12 protein-coding genes are annotated in these 17,300 nt (G+C 69.2%); 4 read left to right on the top strand and 8 right to left on the bottom strand.

Annotation, left to right across the window (positions count from 1 at the left end):
- Positions 1-58: 58 nt before the first annotated feature.
- Positions 59-1,309, bottom strand: coding sequence for a S8 family peptidase (locus tag ACZ6YV_RS30570; protein WP_465512895.1), 1,251 nt, complete (start codon positions 1,307-1,309; stop codon positions 59-61).
- A 260-nt stretch (positions 1,310-1,569) separates the two neighbouring features.
- On the opposite strand from ACZ6YV_RS30570, the gene ACZ6YV_RS30565 reads away from it, so the two are divergent.
- A complete protein-coding gene (locus tag ACZ6YV_RS30565; RefSeq protein ID WP_465512894.1) occupies positions 1,570-2,520 on the top strand; it encodes a hypothetical protein in 951 nt (316 codons plus the stop codon).
- On the opposite strand, the gene ACZ6YV_RS30560 is transcribed toward ACZ6YV_RS30565, so the two are convergent.
- The gene (locus ACZ6YV_RS30560) at positions 2,517-4,151 is read right to left on the bottom strand and encodes an acyl-CoA synthetase (protein ID WP_465512893.1); all 1,635 of its coding nucleotides are present in this window, start codon (positions 4,149-4,151) and stop codon (positions 2,517-2,519) included. The genes ACZ6YV_RS30565 and ACZ6YV_RS30560 overlap by 4 nt on opposite strands.
- A gap of 153 nt (positions 4,152-4,304) precedes the next feature.
- Here ACZ6YV_RS30560 and ACZ6YV_RS30555 point away from each other — a divergent pair, with 153 nt between their 5' ends.
- Positions 4,305-6,011: a bifunctional 3'-5' exonuclease/DNA polymerase gene (locus ACZ6YV_RS30555; RefSeq protein ID WP_465512892.1), complete on the top strand. Its 1,707-nt coding sequence runs from the start codon at positions 4,305-4,307 to the stop codon at positions 6,009-6,011.
- 178 nt (positions 6,012-6,189) lie between these two features.
- Here the strand turns inward: ACZ6YV_RS30555 and hrpA are convergent, their stop codons facing one another.
- From hrpA to ACZ6YV_RS30525, 6 genes are all read right to left on the bottom strand, one after another.
- Positions 6,190-10,077, bottom strand: a complete 3,888-nt coding sequence (hrpA, locus tag ACZ6YV_RS30550) for an ATP-dependent RNA helicase HrpA (protein WP_465512891.1) — start codon at positions 10,075-10,077, stop codon at positions 6,190-6,192.
- Between the two features lie 69 nt (positions 10,078-10,146).
- On the bottom strand, positions 10,147-11,310 hold the full coding sequence (locus ACZ6YV_RS30545; protein ID WP_465512890.1) for a lactate 2-monooxygenase: 1,164 nt from the start codon (positions 11,308-11,310) through the stop codon (positions 10,147-10,149).
- Between the two features lie 13 nt (positions 11,311-11,323).
- The gene (locus ACZ6YV_RS30540; RefSeq protein ID WP_465512889.1) at positions 11,324-12,541 is read right to left on the bottom strand and encodes a cation:proton antiporter; all 1,218 of its coding nucleotides are present in this window, start codon (positions 12,539-12,541) and stop codon (positions 11,324-11,326) included.
- Between the two features lie 41 nt (positions 12,542-12,582).
- Positions 12,583-12,894: a hypothetical protein gene (locus ACZ6YV_RS30535; RefSeq protein ID WP_465512888.1), complete on the bottom strand. Its 312-nt coding sequence runs from the start codon at positions 12,892-12,894 to the stop codon at positions 12,583-12,585.
- A 49-nt stretch (positions 12,895-12,943) separates the two neighbouring features.
- Positions 12,944-13,504 carry a GNAT family N-acetyltransferase gene (locus ACZ6YV_RS30530; protein ID WP_465512887.1) on the bottom strand — a complete coding sequence of 187 codons (561 nt, stop codon included), beginning with the start codon at positions 13,502-13,504 and terminating at the stop codon, positions 12,944-12,946.
- Complete coding sequence (locus ACZ6YV_RS30525) at positions 13,501-14,976, bottom strand: APC family permease (protein ID WP_465512886.1); 1,476 nt, start codon at positions 14,974-14,976, stop codon at positions 13,501-13,503. Before ACZ6YV_RS30525 ends, ACZ6YV_RS30530 begins: the two co-directional genes overlap by 4 nt.
- A gap of 203 nt (positions 14,977-15,179) precedes the next feature.
- On the opposite strand from ACZ6YV_RS30525, the gene ACZ6YV_RS30520 reads away from it, so the two are divergent.
- Entirely contained in the window at positions 15,180-15,821 is a 642-nt protein-coding gene (locus ACZ6YV_RS30520) for a GOLPH3/VPS74 family protein (RefSeq protein ID WP_465512885.1), read from the top strand.
- A 377-nt stretch (positions 15,822-16,198) separates the two neighbouring features.
- Positions 16,199-17,050, top strand: a complete 852-nt coding sequence (locus tag ACZ6YV_RS30515) for a chitosanase (RefSeq protein WP_465512884.1) — start codon at positions 16,199-16,201, stop codon at positions 17,048-17,050.
- The last annotated feature ends 250 nt before the right edge of the window (positions 17,051-17,300 follow it).

Below are 17,300 nucleotides of genomic sequence, written 5' to 3'. Positions count from 1 at the left end.
GACGGATGGCTGCCCCCGGCGCCTGGAGTTCGCCGGGGGCAGCCTGTCCGATAGGGCTTTACTTCACCTGGAGCAGCTTGTTCGCGGTGCCCCCGGTCGGGTTGCTGATCTTGCCGTCGGCAGCCGCGGCGACCAGGCCTTCGGAGACCTGGGCCGGAGTGGCGTCCGGGTGGGCCGAGAGGTACAGCGCGGCAGCGCCGGCGACGTGCGGCGAAGCCATCGAGGTGCCGCTGATGGTGTTCGTGGCGTCGTCACCGGTGCCCCACGACGACGTGATGTCGACACCCGGGGCGTACAGGTCCACGACCGAACCGTAGTTCGAGAAGCTGGCCTGCTTGTCGGTCTTGTCGCTGGCGGCCACCGTGATGGCCTCCTTGACGCGGGCCGGGGAGGTGGTGCCGGCGTCGGCGGACTCGTTGCCCGCCGCGAGCGCGAAGGTCACGCCCTTGCCGATGGCTCCCTTGACCGCCTCGTCCAGGGCGTCGTCCGCGCCGCCGCCCAGGCTCATGTTGGCGACCGACGGACCCTTGGCGTTCGCCGCGACCCAGTCGACACCGGCGACGACGCCCTCGGTGGTGCCGCTGCCGTTGGCGTCCAGCACGCGGACGCCGACGATCTTGACACCCTTGGCCAGGCCGTGGTCCGTGCCGCCGATGGTGCCGGCGACGTGCGTGCCGTGGCCGTGCTCGTCCTGGGGAGTGTCGTCGTTGTCGATGAAGTCCTTGCCGCCGGTCGCGCGGTCACCGAAGTCCTTGTGCGAACCGCGGACACCGGTGTCGATGACGTACGCGGTGACGTTGTCGGCCTTCGTCGGGTAGGTGTACTTCTGGTCGAGCGGCAGGTCCGCCTGGTCGACGCGGTCCAGGCCCCACGACGGCGGGTTGTCCTGGGTCTCGCTGATCTTGAACGTCTTGTTCTGGACGACGTACGCGACCTGCGGGTCGGCGGCGAGACGCTTCGCGGCGGCCTCGTCGGCCTTGATCGAGAAGCCGTTCAGCGCCGAGCCGAACGTGCGGGACAGCGTGGTGCCGTACTGACCGGTGAGGCCCTGCGCCTTGGAAGCGACGTTCGCGGTGATCTCGTTCGCCGCGGCCACGCCCTGGCCGACCGCGGTCGGCTTGAGGACGACGATGTAGCTGCCGCCGACCGCGTTGGCCGCGCCGGCGCCGCGGATCTCGCCCTGCTGGTCGGCGCTGGCCGCACCCGCGCCGAACGTGGCGACAGCCGCTGTCACACCGGCGATGGCGACACCCGCCACGAGGCCGCTACGGGTCTTTCGGGACTTCAGGTTCTTCCGGGACTTGCTCACTGGTTCCCTTCCTGCCGCGCCGTGCGGATCACCCGGGAGGATGATCGTTGCTGAGGCCATGCAAGCCGGTGCGCCAGGGGGCGGGCAATGATTCACAGTTACCAGTACTAGGCCAAAAGGAGTAGTGACGCTCGTCCGGAAAGGCGTTTTCGCCTGGCAGAAGGCGCCCCTGGGGTGTTACCCCCGACTGATAAAGTTATTCGTGTTGTTATCAATCGGACGGTGGCGCGAAACAGCAGGCGGGGGCGGTCGGGCGGCATATGGTGGCGGGGAGCGCGGCGGACCGGGTGACCACGGACGATGAAGACCAGCCGCGGACCGCGTTCGCCACGGCGTTGCGCTCGGCCATCGCCACCAGCGGCCTGAGTCTCGACCGTATCCAGGCGCGGCTCCTGGCTCGCGGTGCGTCGGTCAGCGTCACCGCATTGAGTTACTGGCAGTCCGGGAAACGGCAGCCGGAGCGGCAGAGCTCACTCTCCGCGGTCAGGGTCCTGGAGGAGGTCCTGGCGATCCCCGCCGGTTCACTGCTCAGCCTGCTGCCGCCGCCGCGGCCGCGCGGGGCGTCGTCACGCCGGAGCCGGGCGACGACCGAGCAGCCGCTGACTTTCCCGCTCGAAGCGCTCCAGGCACTGCTGGAGAAGGTCGGCGCGCCCAACGCGCTCGAACAGCACCATCAGCTGAAGCTGGTCGGCCTGCACGACCTGTGCGAGATCGCCGAGGACGGCGGGCAACGCGCGGTGACCGCGCGGGCGGTGTTCCAGGCGGGCGCGGACGGGCAGGACCGCTGGCTGCTGGTCTACGCCCAAGGCGATCCCGGGGCGGGCCCACCGGTGCTGAACACACTGCGCAACTGCCACGTCGGCCGCGCCGAGGTCGACGACGAACACGGGCTCACGGTGGCCGAACTGCTCTTCGACCGGCCCATCGACCGCGGCGAGACCCACCTGATCGAGTACTCCCTGACCAACCCCGGGCCGCCGTACCCGGAGTGCCGGAACACGCACTACCGCGAATTCCGGCGCCCCGTGCGCGAGTACCTGCTGGAGATCCGGTTCGACCCGGACACCATCCCCGCGAGGTGCTGGCAATACAGCAGGCAAGGCACGTCGCCGCTGGATCGCCGGGACTTGAAGCTCGATCAGAACAACGGCGTCCACGCCGTCGCGCTCGACTTCGGTCCCGGGGTCTTCGGCATCGACTGGGAGTACTAGTGCAGCTTGTTGCGCAGCACCTTCCCGGTCGCGTTGCGCGGTAGCTCGTCGAGGAACTCCACGTCGCGCGGCACCTTGTACCGGGCGAGGTTGGCCTTGACGTACTCGCGCACCCCGTCGACGTCCAGGTCCGACTTGTCGGCCCGCACCACGAACGCCTTCAGCCGCTGCCCGAACTCGGGATCGTCGACGCCGATGACGGCCGCCTCGAGCACGTCCTCACGCTCGACCAAGAGGTTCTCCACCTCGATCGGGAAGACGTTCTCGCCGCCGGAGACGATCATCTCGTCGTCACGGCCGTCGATGAACAGCAGGCCGTCCTCGTCGAAGTGGCCGACGTCGCCGCTGGAGAGGAGCCCGTCGATGATCTCCTTGTTCCGGCCGTCGGTGTAGCCCTGGAAGCTCAGCCCGCTGCCGACGAACACCCGGCCGGTGACGTGCGGCTCGGTGATCTTGCCGCCCTTCTCGTCGTACAGCGCGACCTTGCAGCCCACCGGCGCGCGGCCGACCGTGCCCGGCGCCTTGCGCCAGTCCTCGGGGGTGGCGACAGTCGCGACCGCGACCTCGGTCGAGCCGTAGAGGTTGTGCACGACGTCGCCGAAAGCGGCGGTCGCGCGGTTCCCGAGGTCCGGGGACAGCGCGGAGCCGGCGACGAAGATGATCCGCAGGCACGAGGTGTCGTACTTGGCCCGGATCTCTTCGGGCAGGTCGACGATCCGCTGCAGCATCGTCGGCACGAGGACCAGCGTGGTGCACCGGCTCTCCGCGACTCCGCGCAGCGTCTCCTCCGGCACGAACTTGCGCCGCATGACGACCTTCGAGCCGAGCGCGAAGGACAGGATGAACTGCGAAAGCCCGGTGCCGTGGAACAGCGGCGCGCCCATGTAGGTCGCCTCGCCGGTCCGCAGCGGGATGCGGTCGAGGAACTGCGCGGACGCGAGCGCGGAGGTGTGCGGTCGCGGCGCGCCCTTCGGCGTCCCGGTGGTGCCGCTGGTCAGCAGGATGAACCCACCCGGTTTGGCGGGCGCGGGCCACACGCGGTCGTCGGTGCTGGCCACCAGTTCGGTGACGACCGGGATGTCCCGTGGGCGTGCGGTGTCCGAATCGACCCACGCGAGGTAGTGCTCGACGTCGCCTTCGACCGCGTCCAGCAGGGCGGTGAACTCCTGGTCGTACACGAGCGCCGTGACACCTTCGCGCTTCGCGACGTCCGCGAGCTGCGGTTTGGCGAACCCGGTGTTCATCAGCAGCAGCTTCGCGCCCAGCTTGCCGGAGGCGAGCATCGTCAGCACGAGACCGCGGTGGTCGCGGCACAGCGCGGCGATCACCGAACCCGGGCCGAGTCCGCGTTCGGCCCAGGCCCTGGCCAGCGCGTTCGACTGGGTGTCGAGCTGCTTGAAGGTCAGCGGGCCGAGCTCGTCGATGATGCCTGTCGCGGTCGGGTCCCGGCGGGCGGCGATCATGTTCGCCCCGGCGAACGGACCCCACTTCCGCACCATGACCAGCGAACGCAGGCCCTCGTCGACCCGCGGGATCGGGAGCAGGCCCGCCTGGCGCATCACGTCGATGCTCCGCACGGTCTCGGTCACCTTGCCCGCCACCAGGGTGGCGAGGCCGGTGGGGTTTCTCATCCGGGCACCTCCGTTGCTGCTGCGGCGAGACACCATGCCGACGGTGGGTGGTTCGCGTACCGGCGGTATGGGTTGCTACTCGACAGTAGCCGACCGATAGCGCAGGCGCACTAGCCGTCTGGTGACAGAAATGTCGGTGGGAACCACCACAATGTGAGTGTGCAGGCGATCGCAGGTCAAGAGGAAGAGGGCGGCTTCGCGATCTCGATTACCGGGCAGCCGCTGCGTCAGGGCCTGAAGCTCGCGGAGTTCGTGAGCGAGGTACGGGGTCTGGAGGCGGAGCACTCCCCTCGCTGGGTGTTCGCGTCCGTCGAACGCGCGTACCCGGCGTTGATCAAGGCAGGCGTCCGGGTGCGGCGATGTCACGACCTGACGCTGACCGAGGGACTGCTCCTGGCTCACGAGGGCCGCCCGCAGGAGTCGCGGAGCCTGCGTGCCGCGCTGGCCAGGGCGAACGGGCAGGAGGCGCCCGCCGACGAGCCGCCACTGTGGGCCGAGGACGACCAGCCGACGCTGTTCGAGACGCGCGGCCCCCGGCTGCCCGACGGCGTCACCATGATCGAGGCCGCCCGCCGGGTGCTGGCCGAGCAGGAGAAGCGGGTCGCTGTCACCGAGCATCCGGAGCGGCTTCGGCTGCTCTTCGCGGCCGAGTCGGCGAGCGCGCTGGCGGCCGCCGAGATGTCGGCCGACGGGCTGCCGTGGCGGGCCGATCTGCACCTCGCGCTGCTCGCCGACCAGCTCGGGCCGCGCGTCCCGGCCGGGCACCGGCCGAAGAAACTGGTCGAACTGGCGGCGAAGATCAGCGACGCGTTCGGCGGGCGCCCGGTCAACCCGGACGCCCCGGCCAGCGTCGTCCGGGCGCTCGGACGGGAGGGCATCGAGGTCACTTCGGCCAGGAAGTACCTGCTGCGCGACATCGACCACCCCGCCGTCCCTCCGCTGCTGGAGTACAAGGAGCTCGCGCGGCTGCATTCGGCCAACGGCTGGACCTGGCTCGACGAGTGGGTGCACGACGGCCGGTTCCGCCCGCACTACATCGTCGGCGGGGTCGTTTCGGGACGCTGGGCGAGCCGGGGCGGGGGCGCGCTGCAGATCCCGAAAGTGCTGCGGACCTGCGTCCGGGCCGATCCGGGCTGGAAACTGGTGGTCGCCGACGCCGCGCAGCTGGAGCCGCGGGTGCTGACGGCGTTGTCCGGGGACCGCAAACTGGCCGACGTCGCCGCGTCCACCGATCTGTACGCGAGCCTCGCCGAGGCGATGTTCTCCGGAGTGCGCCGGGTGCCGGTGCCGGTCTGGGACGACAGGGACGATCGGGACCGCGCGAAGATCGCGATGCTGTCGGCGATGTACGGCGGCACGTCCGGGGAGGCGGGGCCGCTGCTGGCGTTGCTGCGGACCAGGTTCCCGGACGCGGTGTCCTATGTGGAGCGTGCCGCGCAGGCCGGGGAACGCGGCGAGCGCGTCCGCTCCCGGCTGGGCCGCACCTCACCCGCGCCGTCGGAGGCCTGGCGCGCGCTGACAGGCGGTGTCGCGGAGGACGAGGCCGGCGAGGTGAAGGCGCGCCAGGCGTCCCGCAACTGGGGCCGGTTCACCCGGAACTTCGTCGTGCAGGCGAGCGCGGCGGACATGACCGCGGTCCTGCTGGCGACCCTGCGCGGCAAGCTTCCCGACCCCGCGCATCTGGTGTTCTTCCAGCACGACGAGGTCCTGGTGCACACCCCCGCCGAGTTCGCCGACGAGGTCTCGCAGTCCATTATGGACAGCATGGCCGAGGCGGCGCGGATGCTGTTCGGGGCCGCCTGCCCGGTCCGGTTCCCGCTGCACATCGCCGCCGTGGAGACCTACGCCGACGCGAAGTGAGTCCCGGCTCCAAGCACGCGAGATCCGCCTTCGATCACGCGAGTTCCGCCTCTGATCACGCATGTCCCGCTTCCCCGCCGCGGAACATGCGTGATCAGAGACGGGACATGCGTGATTGGAGACGGGACTCGCGTGATTGGAGACGGAACATACGTGATTGGAGACGGGACTCGCGGGGTCAGGAGGCGGCGGCGTCGTCGAGAGCCTTGATGACCCGCTTCAGCGAGACGGGGTGGGCGGTGCCGAGCGTCTGGGCGAAGAAGCTGACCCGCAGTTCCTCGATCATCCACCGGATCTCTCGTAGCGCGGGAGACGAAGTCCCCGGCGGCAGCGCGTCCAGCGCCGTCTTGTACTCGGTGCGCAGCCACGCGATGTCGCCGGTCCGCTGGATGTCGCGCGTCGGCTCGGTCGGGAGTTTCTCCAGCCGCCGTTCGATCCCCCGCAGGTACCGGACGACGTGCTTCAGCCTGTCCTGCCCGGTTTCGGTCACGAAACCCTTGTGCACCAGCCCGTCCAGCTGCGCCCGGACGTCCGCGAGCGAATCCGCCGGGCCGCGGGTGTCGGACAGCCGCGTCTCGACGTCGTTCGCCGCGCGCAGGATCTTCTCGACGTTGGTCAGCACGTCGAGCACTCCGGCGTTCAGCCCGGCGCGCACCTTTTCCAGCAGGACGGCGAAACCGGCCTCGTCCCAGCGCGGTCCGCCGTTTTCGGCCACGAGTTTGTCGACGGCGCAGTCGACGCAGTCTTCGAGCAGCGCCGCCACCGAACCGTGCGGATTCCGGTTCAGCACGAGCTTCGAGGAGTTGCCGAGGTTGCGGGTGATGAACTTCATCGGCGACGGGATGTTCAGCCGCAGCATCCGCCGCGTACCCGCCCACATCGACGCTTCCTGCTGCCCCGGCGTGTCCAGCAGCCGCACCGCCACGGTGCCGCCTTCGTCGACCAGCGCCGGATACGCCTTGACGTCGTGCCCGCGCTGCTTGCTGGCGAACACCTTCGGCAGCTCGCCGAACGCCGGTGTCGTCAGGCCCTGACGCTCGATGCTGTCGGCGGCCTTGGAGATCGTCGCGCGCACCTGGCCGCTCAGGTCTCGTTTGAGCGCCTCGACGTCCTTGCCCTCGGACACCTTCTTGCCGCGGACGTCGACGACGCGGAAGGTCATCTTCAGGTGTTCGGGGACCGTCGACAGCTGCCAGGCGTCGTCGGGGATCACCACCCCGCGCAGGGCCTCGAGTTCGTCCGCGGCGGCGTGCAACAGCGGCCCGTCGGCCGGGCCGACCCGCGAAAGCACCAGCTTCGCGTGATCGGGCGCCGGCACGAAGTTGCGCCGGATCGCCTTGGGCAGCGACTTGATCAGCTGCGTCACCAGTTCTTCGCGCAGGCCGGGGACCTGCCAGTCGAAGCCGTCCGCGGTGACCTGGTTCAGCACCGGCAGCGGGATGTGCACGGTGACGCCGTCCGCGTCCGCCCCCGGCTCGAACTGGTACGTGAGCTTGAAGGTCTGGCTGCCCTGCGTCCAGAAGTCGGGGTAGTCGGCCTCGCGCACGCCCCCCGCGGTCTCGTTGATGAGCATCGTCTTCTCGAAGCTCAGCAGATCGGGCTCGGTGTGCCGCGTCTTCTTCCACCAGCTGTCGAAATGCCGCGCGGAGACGACGTCGGCCGGGACGCGCTGGTCGTAGAACTCGAAGAGCGTCTCGTCGTCGACCAGGATGTCGCGACGGCGGGCGCGGTTCTCCAGGTCCTCGACCTCGTCGAGAAGCGCGCGGTTCTCACGGAAGAAGTGGTGCCGGGTCTCCCAGTCGCCCTCGACCAAAGCGTGCCGGATGAACAGCTCGCGGCTCGTCTCCGGGTCGATCCGGCCGTAGTTGACGCGGCGGTCGGCGACCAGCGGGACGCCGTACAGCGTGACCTTTTCCAGGGCCATCACCGCGCCCTGCTTGCGTTCCCAGTGCGGCTCGGAGTAGTTCCGTTTCACCACGTGACCGGCGAGCGGCTCGATCCATTCCGGCTCGATCCGCGCGTTGACCCGGCCCCACAGGCGCGAGGTCTCGACCAGTTCGGCCGACATCACGAACCGCGGCTGCTTCTTGAACAGCGCCGAACCCGGGAACACCGAGAACCGCGCCCCGCGCGCGCCGAGGTAGTCGCCCTTGGCCGGATCCTTGAGCCCAACATGGGACAACAGCCCGGCGATCAGCGACGTGTGCACACGTTGCGGATCGGCCGGGCCGTCCGAATTGAGGGTGATACCGAGCGGTTTGGCCAGCTGACGCAGCTGGCTGAAGATGTCCTGCCATTCGCGGATGCGCAGGTGGTTCAGGTACTCGTTGCGGCACAGGCGGCGGAACTGGTTGGAGGACAACGCCTTCTGCTGCTCGCTGACGTACTCCCACAGGTTCAGGTACGCCAGGAAGTCGGACGTCTTGTCCGCGAACCGCGCGTGCTGCTCGTCCGCCGCCTGCTGCTTCTCCGCGGGCCGCTCACGCGGGTCCTGAAGGGACAGCGCGGCGGCGATGATCATCACTTCGCGGACGCAGCCGTTGCGCGAGGCCTCCAGGACCATCCGCGCCATTCGCGGGTCGACAGGGAGCAGCGCGAGCTTGCGGCCCGTTTCGGTGAGCTTCTTGCCGTCCGACATCTCGAAGGCGCCGAGTTCCTGCAGCAACTGGACGCCGTCGGTGACCTGACGGCGGTCCGGCGGTTCCACGAACGGGAACGCCGCGATGTCGCCGAGGCCGAGCGAGGTCATCTGCAGGATGACCGACGCCAGGTTGGTCCGCAGGATCTCCGGATCGGTGAACTCGGGCCGCGCGTCGAAGTCGTCCTCGGAGTAGAGCCGGATGCAGATCCCGTCCGACGTCCGGCCGCAGCGGCCCTTGCGCTGGTTCGCCGACGCCTGCGACACCGGCTCGATCGGCAGCCGCTGGACCTTGGTGCGGTGGCTGTAGCGCGAGATCCGGGCGGTGCCGGGGTCCACGACGTACTTGATGCCCGGCACGGTCAGCGACGTCTCGGCGACGTTGGTGGCGAGCACGACGCGGCGCCCGGTGTGCCGCTGGAACACCCGATGCTGATCCGACGACGAAAGCCGCGCGTACAGCGGGAGGATCTCGGTGTTCTTGAGGTCCTGTTTGGACAAGGCGTCCGCGGCGTCGCGGATCTCCCGCTCGCCGGAGAGGAACACCAGGACGTCGCCAGGTCCCTCGTGCTGGAGTTCGTCGACGGCGTCGCAGATGGCCTGCGTCTGGTCTCGGTCGGTGTCCGCGTCCGGATCGTCGGGGTCGATGATCGGCCGGTAGCGGACCTCGACCGGATACGTCCGGCCGGAGACCTCGACGATCGGCGCGTCGCCGAAGTGCTGGGAAAACCGCTCGGGGTCGATCGTCGCCGAGGTGATGATCACCTTGAGGTCGGGACGGCGCGGCAGGAGCTGTTTGACGTAGCCGAGGATGAAGTCGATGTTGAGGCTGCGCTCGTGCGCCTCGTCGATGATCAGCGTGTCGTACTGCCGGAGCATCCGGTCGGTCTGGATCTCGGCCAGCAGGATGCCGTCGGTCATCAGTTTGACCAGCGTGTCCTGACCGGACTGGTCGGTGAACCGGACCTTGTAGCCGACGGCCTCGCCGAGTTCGGTGTTCAGCTCGGAGGCGATGCGGTCGGCGACCGTGCGCGCGGCCAGCCGCCTCGGCTGCGTGTGCCCGATCTGGCCCCGGATCCCGCGGCCGAGTTCGAGACAGATCTTCGGCAGCTGGGTGGTCTTCCCGGAGCCGGTCTCGCCCGCGACGATCACCACCTGGTGGTCGCGGATGGCCGCGGCGATCTCGTCCTTACGCTGGCTGACCGGCAGCTCTTCGGGATAGGAGATCTTCGGGACACCGTCGCGACGGCGGGTGACCCGCAGTTCGGCGGCCTCGATGTCGGCCTCGATCTGCGCGGCGGCGCTCTCGCCGTCGCGCGCTTTCCGGGCACCGTCGAGCCGGCGCCGGAGGCGGTGCTCGTCGCGCGACATCAAATCGGGCAGGCGAGCGCGCAGGGCGCCGAGCGGGGAAGTTGTGGAACCAGCCATGACCGGCACCAGGATAGCCGTGCGTGACGATCAGGGCCTCCGAATATGCCGGAGACGACATCCTGCTGGTCAGGCGTGCCGGAGGGACGCAGGCGTGAGGTCGGCGAGCGTCCGGTGCCCGGACAGGCCCATGGTCAGGTCGAGGTCGGCGAGCAGGCTCCGCAGCACGTGCCGGACACCCTCCTCCCCCGCGTGCGCCAGGCCGTAGACCCACGGCCGCCCCACCAGCACGGCCTTCGCCCCCAGCGCGAGCGCCTTCGCGATGTCGGCGCCGGTGCGGATCCCGGAGTCGAACAGGACCTCGAGCCGCTCACCGACCGCGGCCACGATCTCCGGGAGCACGTCGAGCGAGGCGACGGCGCCGTCGACCTGGCGGCCGCCGTGGTTGGACACGACGATCCCGTCCATCCCGGCGTCGACGGCGCGGCGCGCGTCGTCCGGGTGCTGGATGCCCTTGAGCACGATCGGCCCGTCCCAGTGCTCGCGCAGGAACGGCAGCCGGTCCCAGGCGAGATCGCTGCCGGTGATCATCGAGATCCACCGCAGGATCGCGGTGGGCGGGTCCTCTTCCGGCGTCTTCTCCAGCAGGCCGCGGAACACCGGGTCGCTCAGCGGGACACCGAGTCCCTCGCCCTTGATGAACGGCAGGTACGCCTGGTCGAGGTCGTTCGGGCGCCACGCCAGGGTCCAGGTGTCGAGCGTGACCACGAGCGTGGTGAAGCCCGCGGCCTTCGCCCTGGCCAGGATGCTCGCGCAGACTTCGTTGTCGGTGGGCCAGTACAGCTGGAACCAGCGCTGCCCGTCGCCGCTGGCCTCCGCGACGTCCTCGATGCTCGTCGAGGACGCCGTCGACATGACGTAGGGCAGGCCGACCGACGTCGCGGCCCGCGCGACCGCCGGCTCGGCCCCCTCGTGCACGATCGACTGGACACCGACCGGCGCCAGCAGGACAGGCGCCGGTACGCGCGTCCCCAGGACCGTCGTCGAAAGATCGCGTTCGGTGGAGCCGGTGAGCATCCTGGGCACCAGGCGCCAGCGGTCGAACGCCTCCCGGTTGGCGCGGGCGGTGGCACCCGAACCGGCCGAGCCCGCGACGTACCAGAACGGACCGGGCTCCAGGATCTCCCTCGCCGACTCCTCCAGCTTCGTGGCGTCGGTGGAGCACGGCGGGAAGGTCCCGCCGAGCCCCTGCAGGTAGATCTCGTTCTGGTAGCCGCCGAACCGCTCGGTCACCCAGGCCTCCTCGTCACGTCACCGGTGCCGGCTCGTCGCGGTCCCGGGTGGTCGAATCCTCCCGGACGATACTCGCCGGTAGCAGCCAGGTGAGTTTCTCCGACCGGATGACCGCGACTGGACCGATCACGGCCAGCAGGAGGACGTAGCCAGCGACGAACGGCGCGACCCGCGAGTCCAGTCCGGCGGCGGTCGCCATGGCGGCGAGCACGAGCGAGAACTCGCCCCGGGTGAGCACGGTCAGCCCGATGTTCACCCCCTCCTGACGGCCGAACCCGTTCAGCCGCGCGGCCAGCGCGCCCGCGCCCAGGTTCAGCACGATCGTCAGCGCCACCGCGATCAGCACCGGCACGACGACCGAACCGACCGCGTTCGGGTCGATGCTGAGCCCGAAGATGAAGAAGAACAGCGCGCCGAACGCGTCCCGCAGCGGGAGCACCAGCTTGTGGATGCGCGGCGCGACCTTCGATCCGCCGAGCATCATGCCGACCATGAACGCGCCGATGGCGTCGGACACCCCGACCTCTTCGGCGACGGCGGCGCCCATGACGGCGACACCGACGAAGCAGACTGTCAGCAGTTCGTCGTCGGCCGAACCGAACAGTTTCGACACCACCCGGCCGCCCCAGCGGGCGAGCGCGGCCATCACGATCAGGAACGCGAAGGCCTTGCCGAAGTCGGCCATGGCCGAGCCGAAGCTGCCCGCGCCGGACAGCACCGGCTGCAGCATCGCCAGGTACAGCGCGAGGAACAGGTCCTCGATCACGATGATGCCCATGATCAGCCGGGATTCGGGGTTGTTCATCCGGCGGGCTTCGAGCAGGAGTTTGGTGACGATCGCCGACGACGAGATGCCGACGGCACCGGCGATGACCAGCGCTTCCCGGGTTCCCCAGCCCAGCAGGAAGCCGAAGGCGAGCCCGCCGCCGATGTTGAGGATCAGGTAGACCAGCCCGGACCAGACGAGTTTTCGCCCGCCCTTCGCGAGGTCGTCCAGGGAGAACTCGAGACCGAGGTAGAACAGGAGGAAGACGAGACCGAGCCCGGCGAGGACACCGAGCTCCTTGGGATCGTCCACAAGGGACAGTCCGGGGGTGTTGGGGCCGAAGACGAATCCGGCCAGCATGAACAGGGGGATGGTGGGCAGCCCGATGCGGGCGCCGGCTCTGGCGATGACACCGGCGGCGAGGAACGCCCCGCCGACGGCCAGCAGGGCATGACCGGAACTCATGGAGACCTCCGATGGTGGCTGATGCGGAATGAGGACGCAGATCAGCCAGGAGGCGCCCGTGCGGGAGCCTGGGGCACCGCACGGGTGACGACGACGGGTTCGCCCTGTTCAGGGACGGGGCCGGCGTCGAGGAGGTCGACGGTCTCCGCTTCGGCGGGAACGTCGGCGAGGGGAACGGCTTGGCCGCCGTGGAAGGCGGGCAGCGGATGGGTCGCGAAGACGGCGACCGGGTCTTCCTTCACCGTCCGCCCGTGCCCATGGGGAACGGTCGGGGTGACGAAGGCGAAGACGAGCAGGATCAGCAGGAAGTAGACGGAACGGTGCCGTGGGGCGGGGGCACGGTTCGTCGTCATCTGGCGGGGACTTTACCAGTCCTTTATAGACATATCGACGAGAGATCTGTCACGGTGCCCGCCACAGGGGCCACATCGGCGGCCCGCCCTCGACGGCGAAAGCCGGGCCGTGCTCGCGGAAACCCAGCCGCCGGTACAGCTTCGCGCTCTCCGCGCTGCTGGCCTCCAGGTACGCGGGCACGGCGCCGTTGCGGTCGAGTCCGTGCCGCAGCAGCCGCGCGCCGATCCCCTGCCGCTGTGCGCCCACGCGGACGCCGATGAACTGCGCGTGGTGGTACTCGCCGCCGGGGGCGCGCTCGGTCATCAGCTCGAACAATGCCGCGAGTCTGCCCAGTTCTCCCCTGTCGAGCCCGGCGAACGCGTCTTCGCCGGTGTCCTCCTCGCCGCCGGGCGTCCAGAGGACGGCGGCGGACAGGTCGTCGGTGACGTCGACGTGGCCGCCCGCGGCCAGTGTGCCGCGCACGATCGCCCGGTGGAAGATCGACAGCCCCGCCGCGCGGCGCTCGTCGTCGGGGAAGACCCACACGCTGACCGGGTCCGCGTGGAAGGCCTCGGTCAGCACGTCGGCCACGGTGTCCATTTCGGACGGTTCGGCGGCACGGACGATCATCGGCCCGCCCTCAGCGTCGCGGGTTCTTCGTCTTCACCTTCGAGCGGACCGCCGATCGCGGCGTAGGTGTCGGGATCCCTTGTCCGCAGCACTTCCGCCCGCAGGAAGCCGACCAGCGCCGCGACGACCACCAGGCCGGGCAGCCCCCAGCGCAGCACGAAGTTCCCGGCCGGGCCGAGCAGCACGTCGAAGTTGAGCAGGATCAGCCCGAGCACGGCCGACAGCGCGAGGATCGCCAGACCCGGCGCGATCCAGCGGCGCCAAGCGTTTTCGGCCTCACGGCGGCGTTTGAAAAAGCCGATCACCGAAAGCGAGACGGCGATCATGATCACCACGACACCTGTCGACGCGGTCGTGCCGAGCCAGGTGAACAGTTCGGTCACCGGGTCGCGGCCCGCGATCGCGAACAGGGACACGACCACGAGGGCGAGCGCGGTCTGCGTGAGCGAACCGGCGGCGGGCGCGCCTGTTCGCTTGCTGGTCTTGGCCAGCGAGCGCGGCAACAGCCCTTCCCTGCCCAGCGCGAAGAAGTAGCGCGCGACGGCGTTGTGGAAGCTCAGCAGCGCCGCGCACTGGCCGGTCACGAAAAGCGTGTACGCGATGTCGGAGAACGTGCCGCCGAGATGCTGTCCCGCCAGGTTGAACAGCAGATCCGGGCCCTGGGCGGCCGCGGTGGTGACGATGACGTCGGGTCCGGCGCCGACGGCCAGCGCGAGCGACGAAACGACGTAGAGCACCGCGGTGAGACCGATCGCGGCGAACGTCGCCCGGCCGACCGTGCGGCTGGGGTCGCGCGTCTCCTCGCCGTAGGTCGCCGCGCCCTCGAAGCCGATGAACGCGGCGGCGGAGAACGCGAACACCGCGCCCACACTGGTGGTGAACAGGCTGGATGGCTCCAGCGGAACCCAGGAAACGCTGCCACCGGCGGGATTCGCGAACAACGCGATGTCGACGATCGCGACGACGGCGACCTCCAGGCACAGCGCCACCCCGAGCACCTTGGCGTTGAGATCGACCCGCAGGACACCGAGCGCGCCGACGATCAGCACCATCACCAGCGCGCACAGCCACCACGGCGGCGGGGATCCGGTGAGCGTGCCCAGCCAGGTCGACACCGACCAGCCGAACAGCCCGTAGATGCTGATCTGGATGGCGTTGTAGGAGATCAGCGTGACGAACGCGATCCCGGCGCCGGTGGATTTGCCGACCCCGTTGGCGACGTAGGGATAGAACGCGCCGGCGTTGGTGATGTAGCGGCTCATCGCCGCGTACCCGACCGCGAACAGGCCCAGGATCGGGGCGAGCAGGAGGAACGACAACGGGACACCGACACTGCCGGTGACCGAGTAGTTGGTCGGGACCCCGCCCGCGATGGCGAAGAGCGGACCCGCCGCCGCCACCACGAAGAAGACGATCTGAGCGGCTCCGAGCCGCCGTTGGCCGAGACCGCGCCGCGGTCTGTGCGTACCCATGTACCCGTCCCCCCGGACGTCGATTTGTCGGCGAACACGGTCGGTTCGCGTTCTTGATCTTGCGAAAGCCATCCCACCTTAGGGCCGGGCACCCCGCCGAGATACGTCCGTTCAGGCTAAAAACGGACCTCGGGTCGCAGTGGTACGCGGGCTACCGCTACTTTGGCCGTCCCGCACTTTCAACGCCGGAGGGCGTGCCATTCATGCGTCGGCTGACCTTGGTCGATTCCCTGTTCTTCCTCGCCCACGACGAGTTCACCGGAAAACCCGCGCTGCGCCGCACGGGACTCGGCATCGGAATGGCCGGTGCCGCGCTCTGCGATCTCCTGCTCGCCGAGCGGATCACCGTGGAACGCAAGCGAATCAGGCCGCTGTCCCGGCGTGGCCTCGCCCATCCCGCGCTGGATCGGGTGTTCTCGGAAATCCTCGGCGAACGCGAGTGGCACACCGTCCGGGAATGGGTCGACCACCTTCGCCAAGATCTCGGGGAATCGGTCGCGGACAATCTGCTCGCCGCGGGAGTGATCAACCACGAGACCGACCGGGGGCTCATGCGGAAGAACCACCGGTACCCGCCACGGGATCTGCTGATGTCGACGGCCGCGCGCAGCAAGGCGAGGGCGGCCGTGCTCGGCACCGAACGGCCGGATCCGCATTCGGTCTGCCTGGCCCTGCTGGCCTGGACCGTCGGGCTCGACGACCTCTGCGAACCGGAACTCGACCGCGCCGGCCTGCGGACCTGGGCCGAAGCCACTCACCGGGAACTCCCGAAGGCGCTCGCCGAGCTGATCTCGGGGGTGGACGCGGTGGGCGCCGCCGTCGTCTACACCGGCGACAGACGGTGACCGGCGGTCTGACGGCGGAGTATCTCGCGCGCACCGCGTCGCCCGGTCTGCGCCCGGCACTGGCCGGATGCGACCTCGGCAAGCTGGAAGCGTTGCGGGGAAAGCTTTTCGCACTGAACCCGGACTTCGGCGGATCGCCACTGTTGCGAGCCGACGTCTCCGATGTGGACTCGCCGCGGAAGGTCGCGGAGTCCACAAAGGTCGTCACCACCACCGTCGGACCGTACGTGCACCCGCTTCCGGCGTACGGCCCTGTAGCAAAAATCTTCCACCGAATCGACCCCTTGCCGGAAACTGTCACCCATGGTTATCGTGTGCGCACGCCGCAGCACCACCTGACAGAAGATGACAATTCTCTGTGGAAAGGGACACCTTTCATGAGTGACACCCTGCGGCCCGCGATGCGTCGTGCTCTCGGCGCGGTTTCCGTTCTCGCTCTCGCCGTTTCCGGACCCATCGCGCTCTCTTCACTGGCGTCCGCCGAGCCCGTCCCGGCGTCGGCGTCGATCTTCGCCTCCGGTGGCGACCTCGCCTCGCCGGAGAAGAAGGAGATCGCGATGCAGATCGTCTCCAGCGCGGAAAACTCTTCGCTGGACTGGAAAGCGCAGTACTCCTACATCGAGGACATCGGTGACGGACGCGGGTACACCGCCGGCATCATCGGGTTCTGCTCCGGCACCGGCGACATGCTCGACCTCGTCGAGCGCTACACGAACTCGGTCCCGGACAACCCGCTCGCGGGCTACCTCCCGGCGCTGCGGAAAGTCGACGGCAGCGATTCGCACGAAGGTCTCGGCAGCGGTTTCGAAAACGCGTGGCGGGAGGCCGCCGGCCGTTCGGACTTCAAGGAAGCCCAGAACGGCGAACGCGACCGCGTCTATTTCGACCCGGCGGTGAACCAGGCGAAATCGGACGGCCTGGGCGCACTGGGACAATTCATCTACTACGACGCCATCGTGATGCACGGTCCGGGCACCAGCCAGGACAGCTTCGGCGGCATCCGCTCCGCCGCGATCCAGAAGGCGAAGCCGCCGTCCCAGGGCGGTGACGAGACGGCGTACCTGAAGGCGTTCCTCGACGCGCGTCGCGTGGTCATGAAGCAGGAAGAGGCGCACGCGGACACGTCGCGGATCGACACGGCCCAGCTGGTGTGGCTCAACGACGGCAACCTCGACCTGCACACCCCGCTGAAGTGGAAGGTCTACGGGGACCCGTACGAGATCAACTAGCGTCCCGCCACGCCTCGGGTCTCGTGAGTGGCTAGGACGGTTCTAACCGTCGTTACCACTCACGAGGTCTGGACCTCCTTGGTGCCGGGTCTTTTGCCCGCTTGAAGTACGTGAAGGCCCCCTTCACTGCGCTAGGCGCAATGAAGGGGGCCTTCACGTACTTGGGGGAGGTGCGAAGGTCGAGTTTCCTCGGCTGAGCCGAGGGAAGGGGTCCTTCACGCGCATCCTTCGTGACTACTGGTGCGCGTGG

The organism is Amycolatopsis sp. NPDC102522, assembly GCF_055584485.1.
Note: the sequence above shows the minus strand (reverse complement) of the source record. Positions and strands in the feature narration are given on the sequence as shown.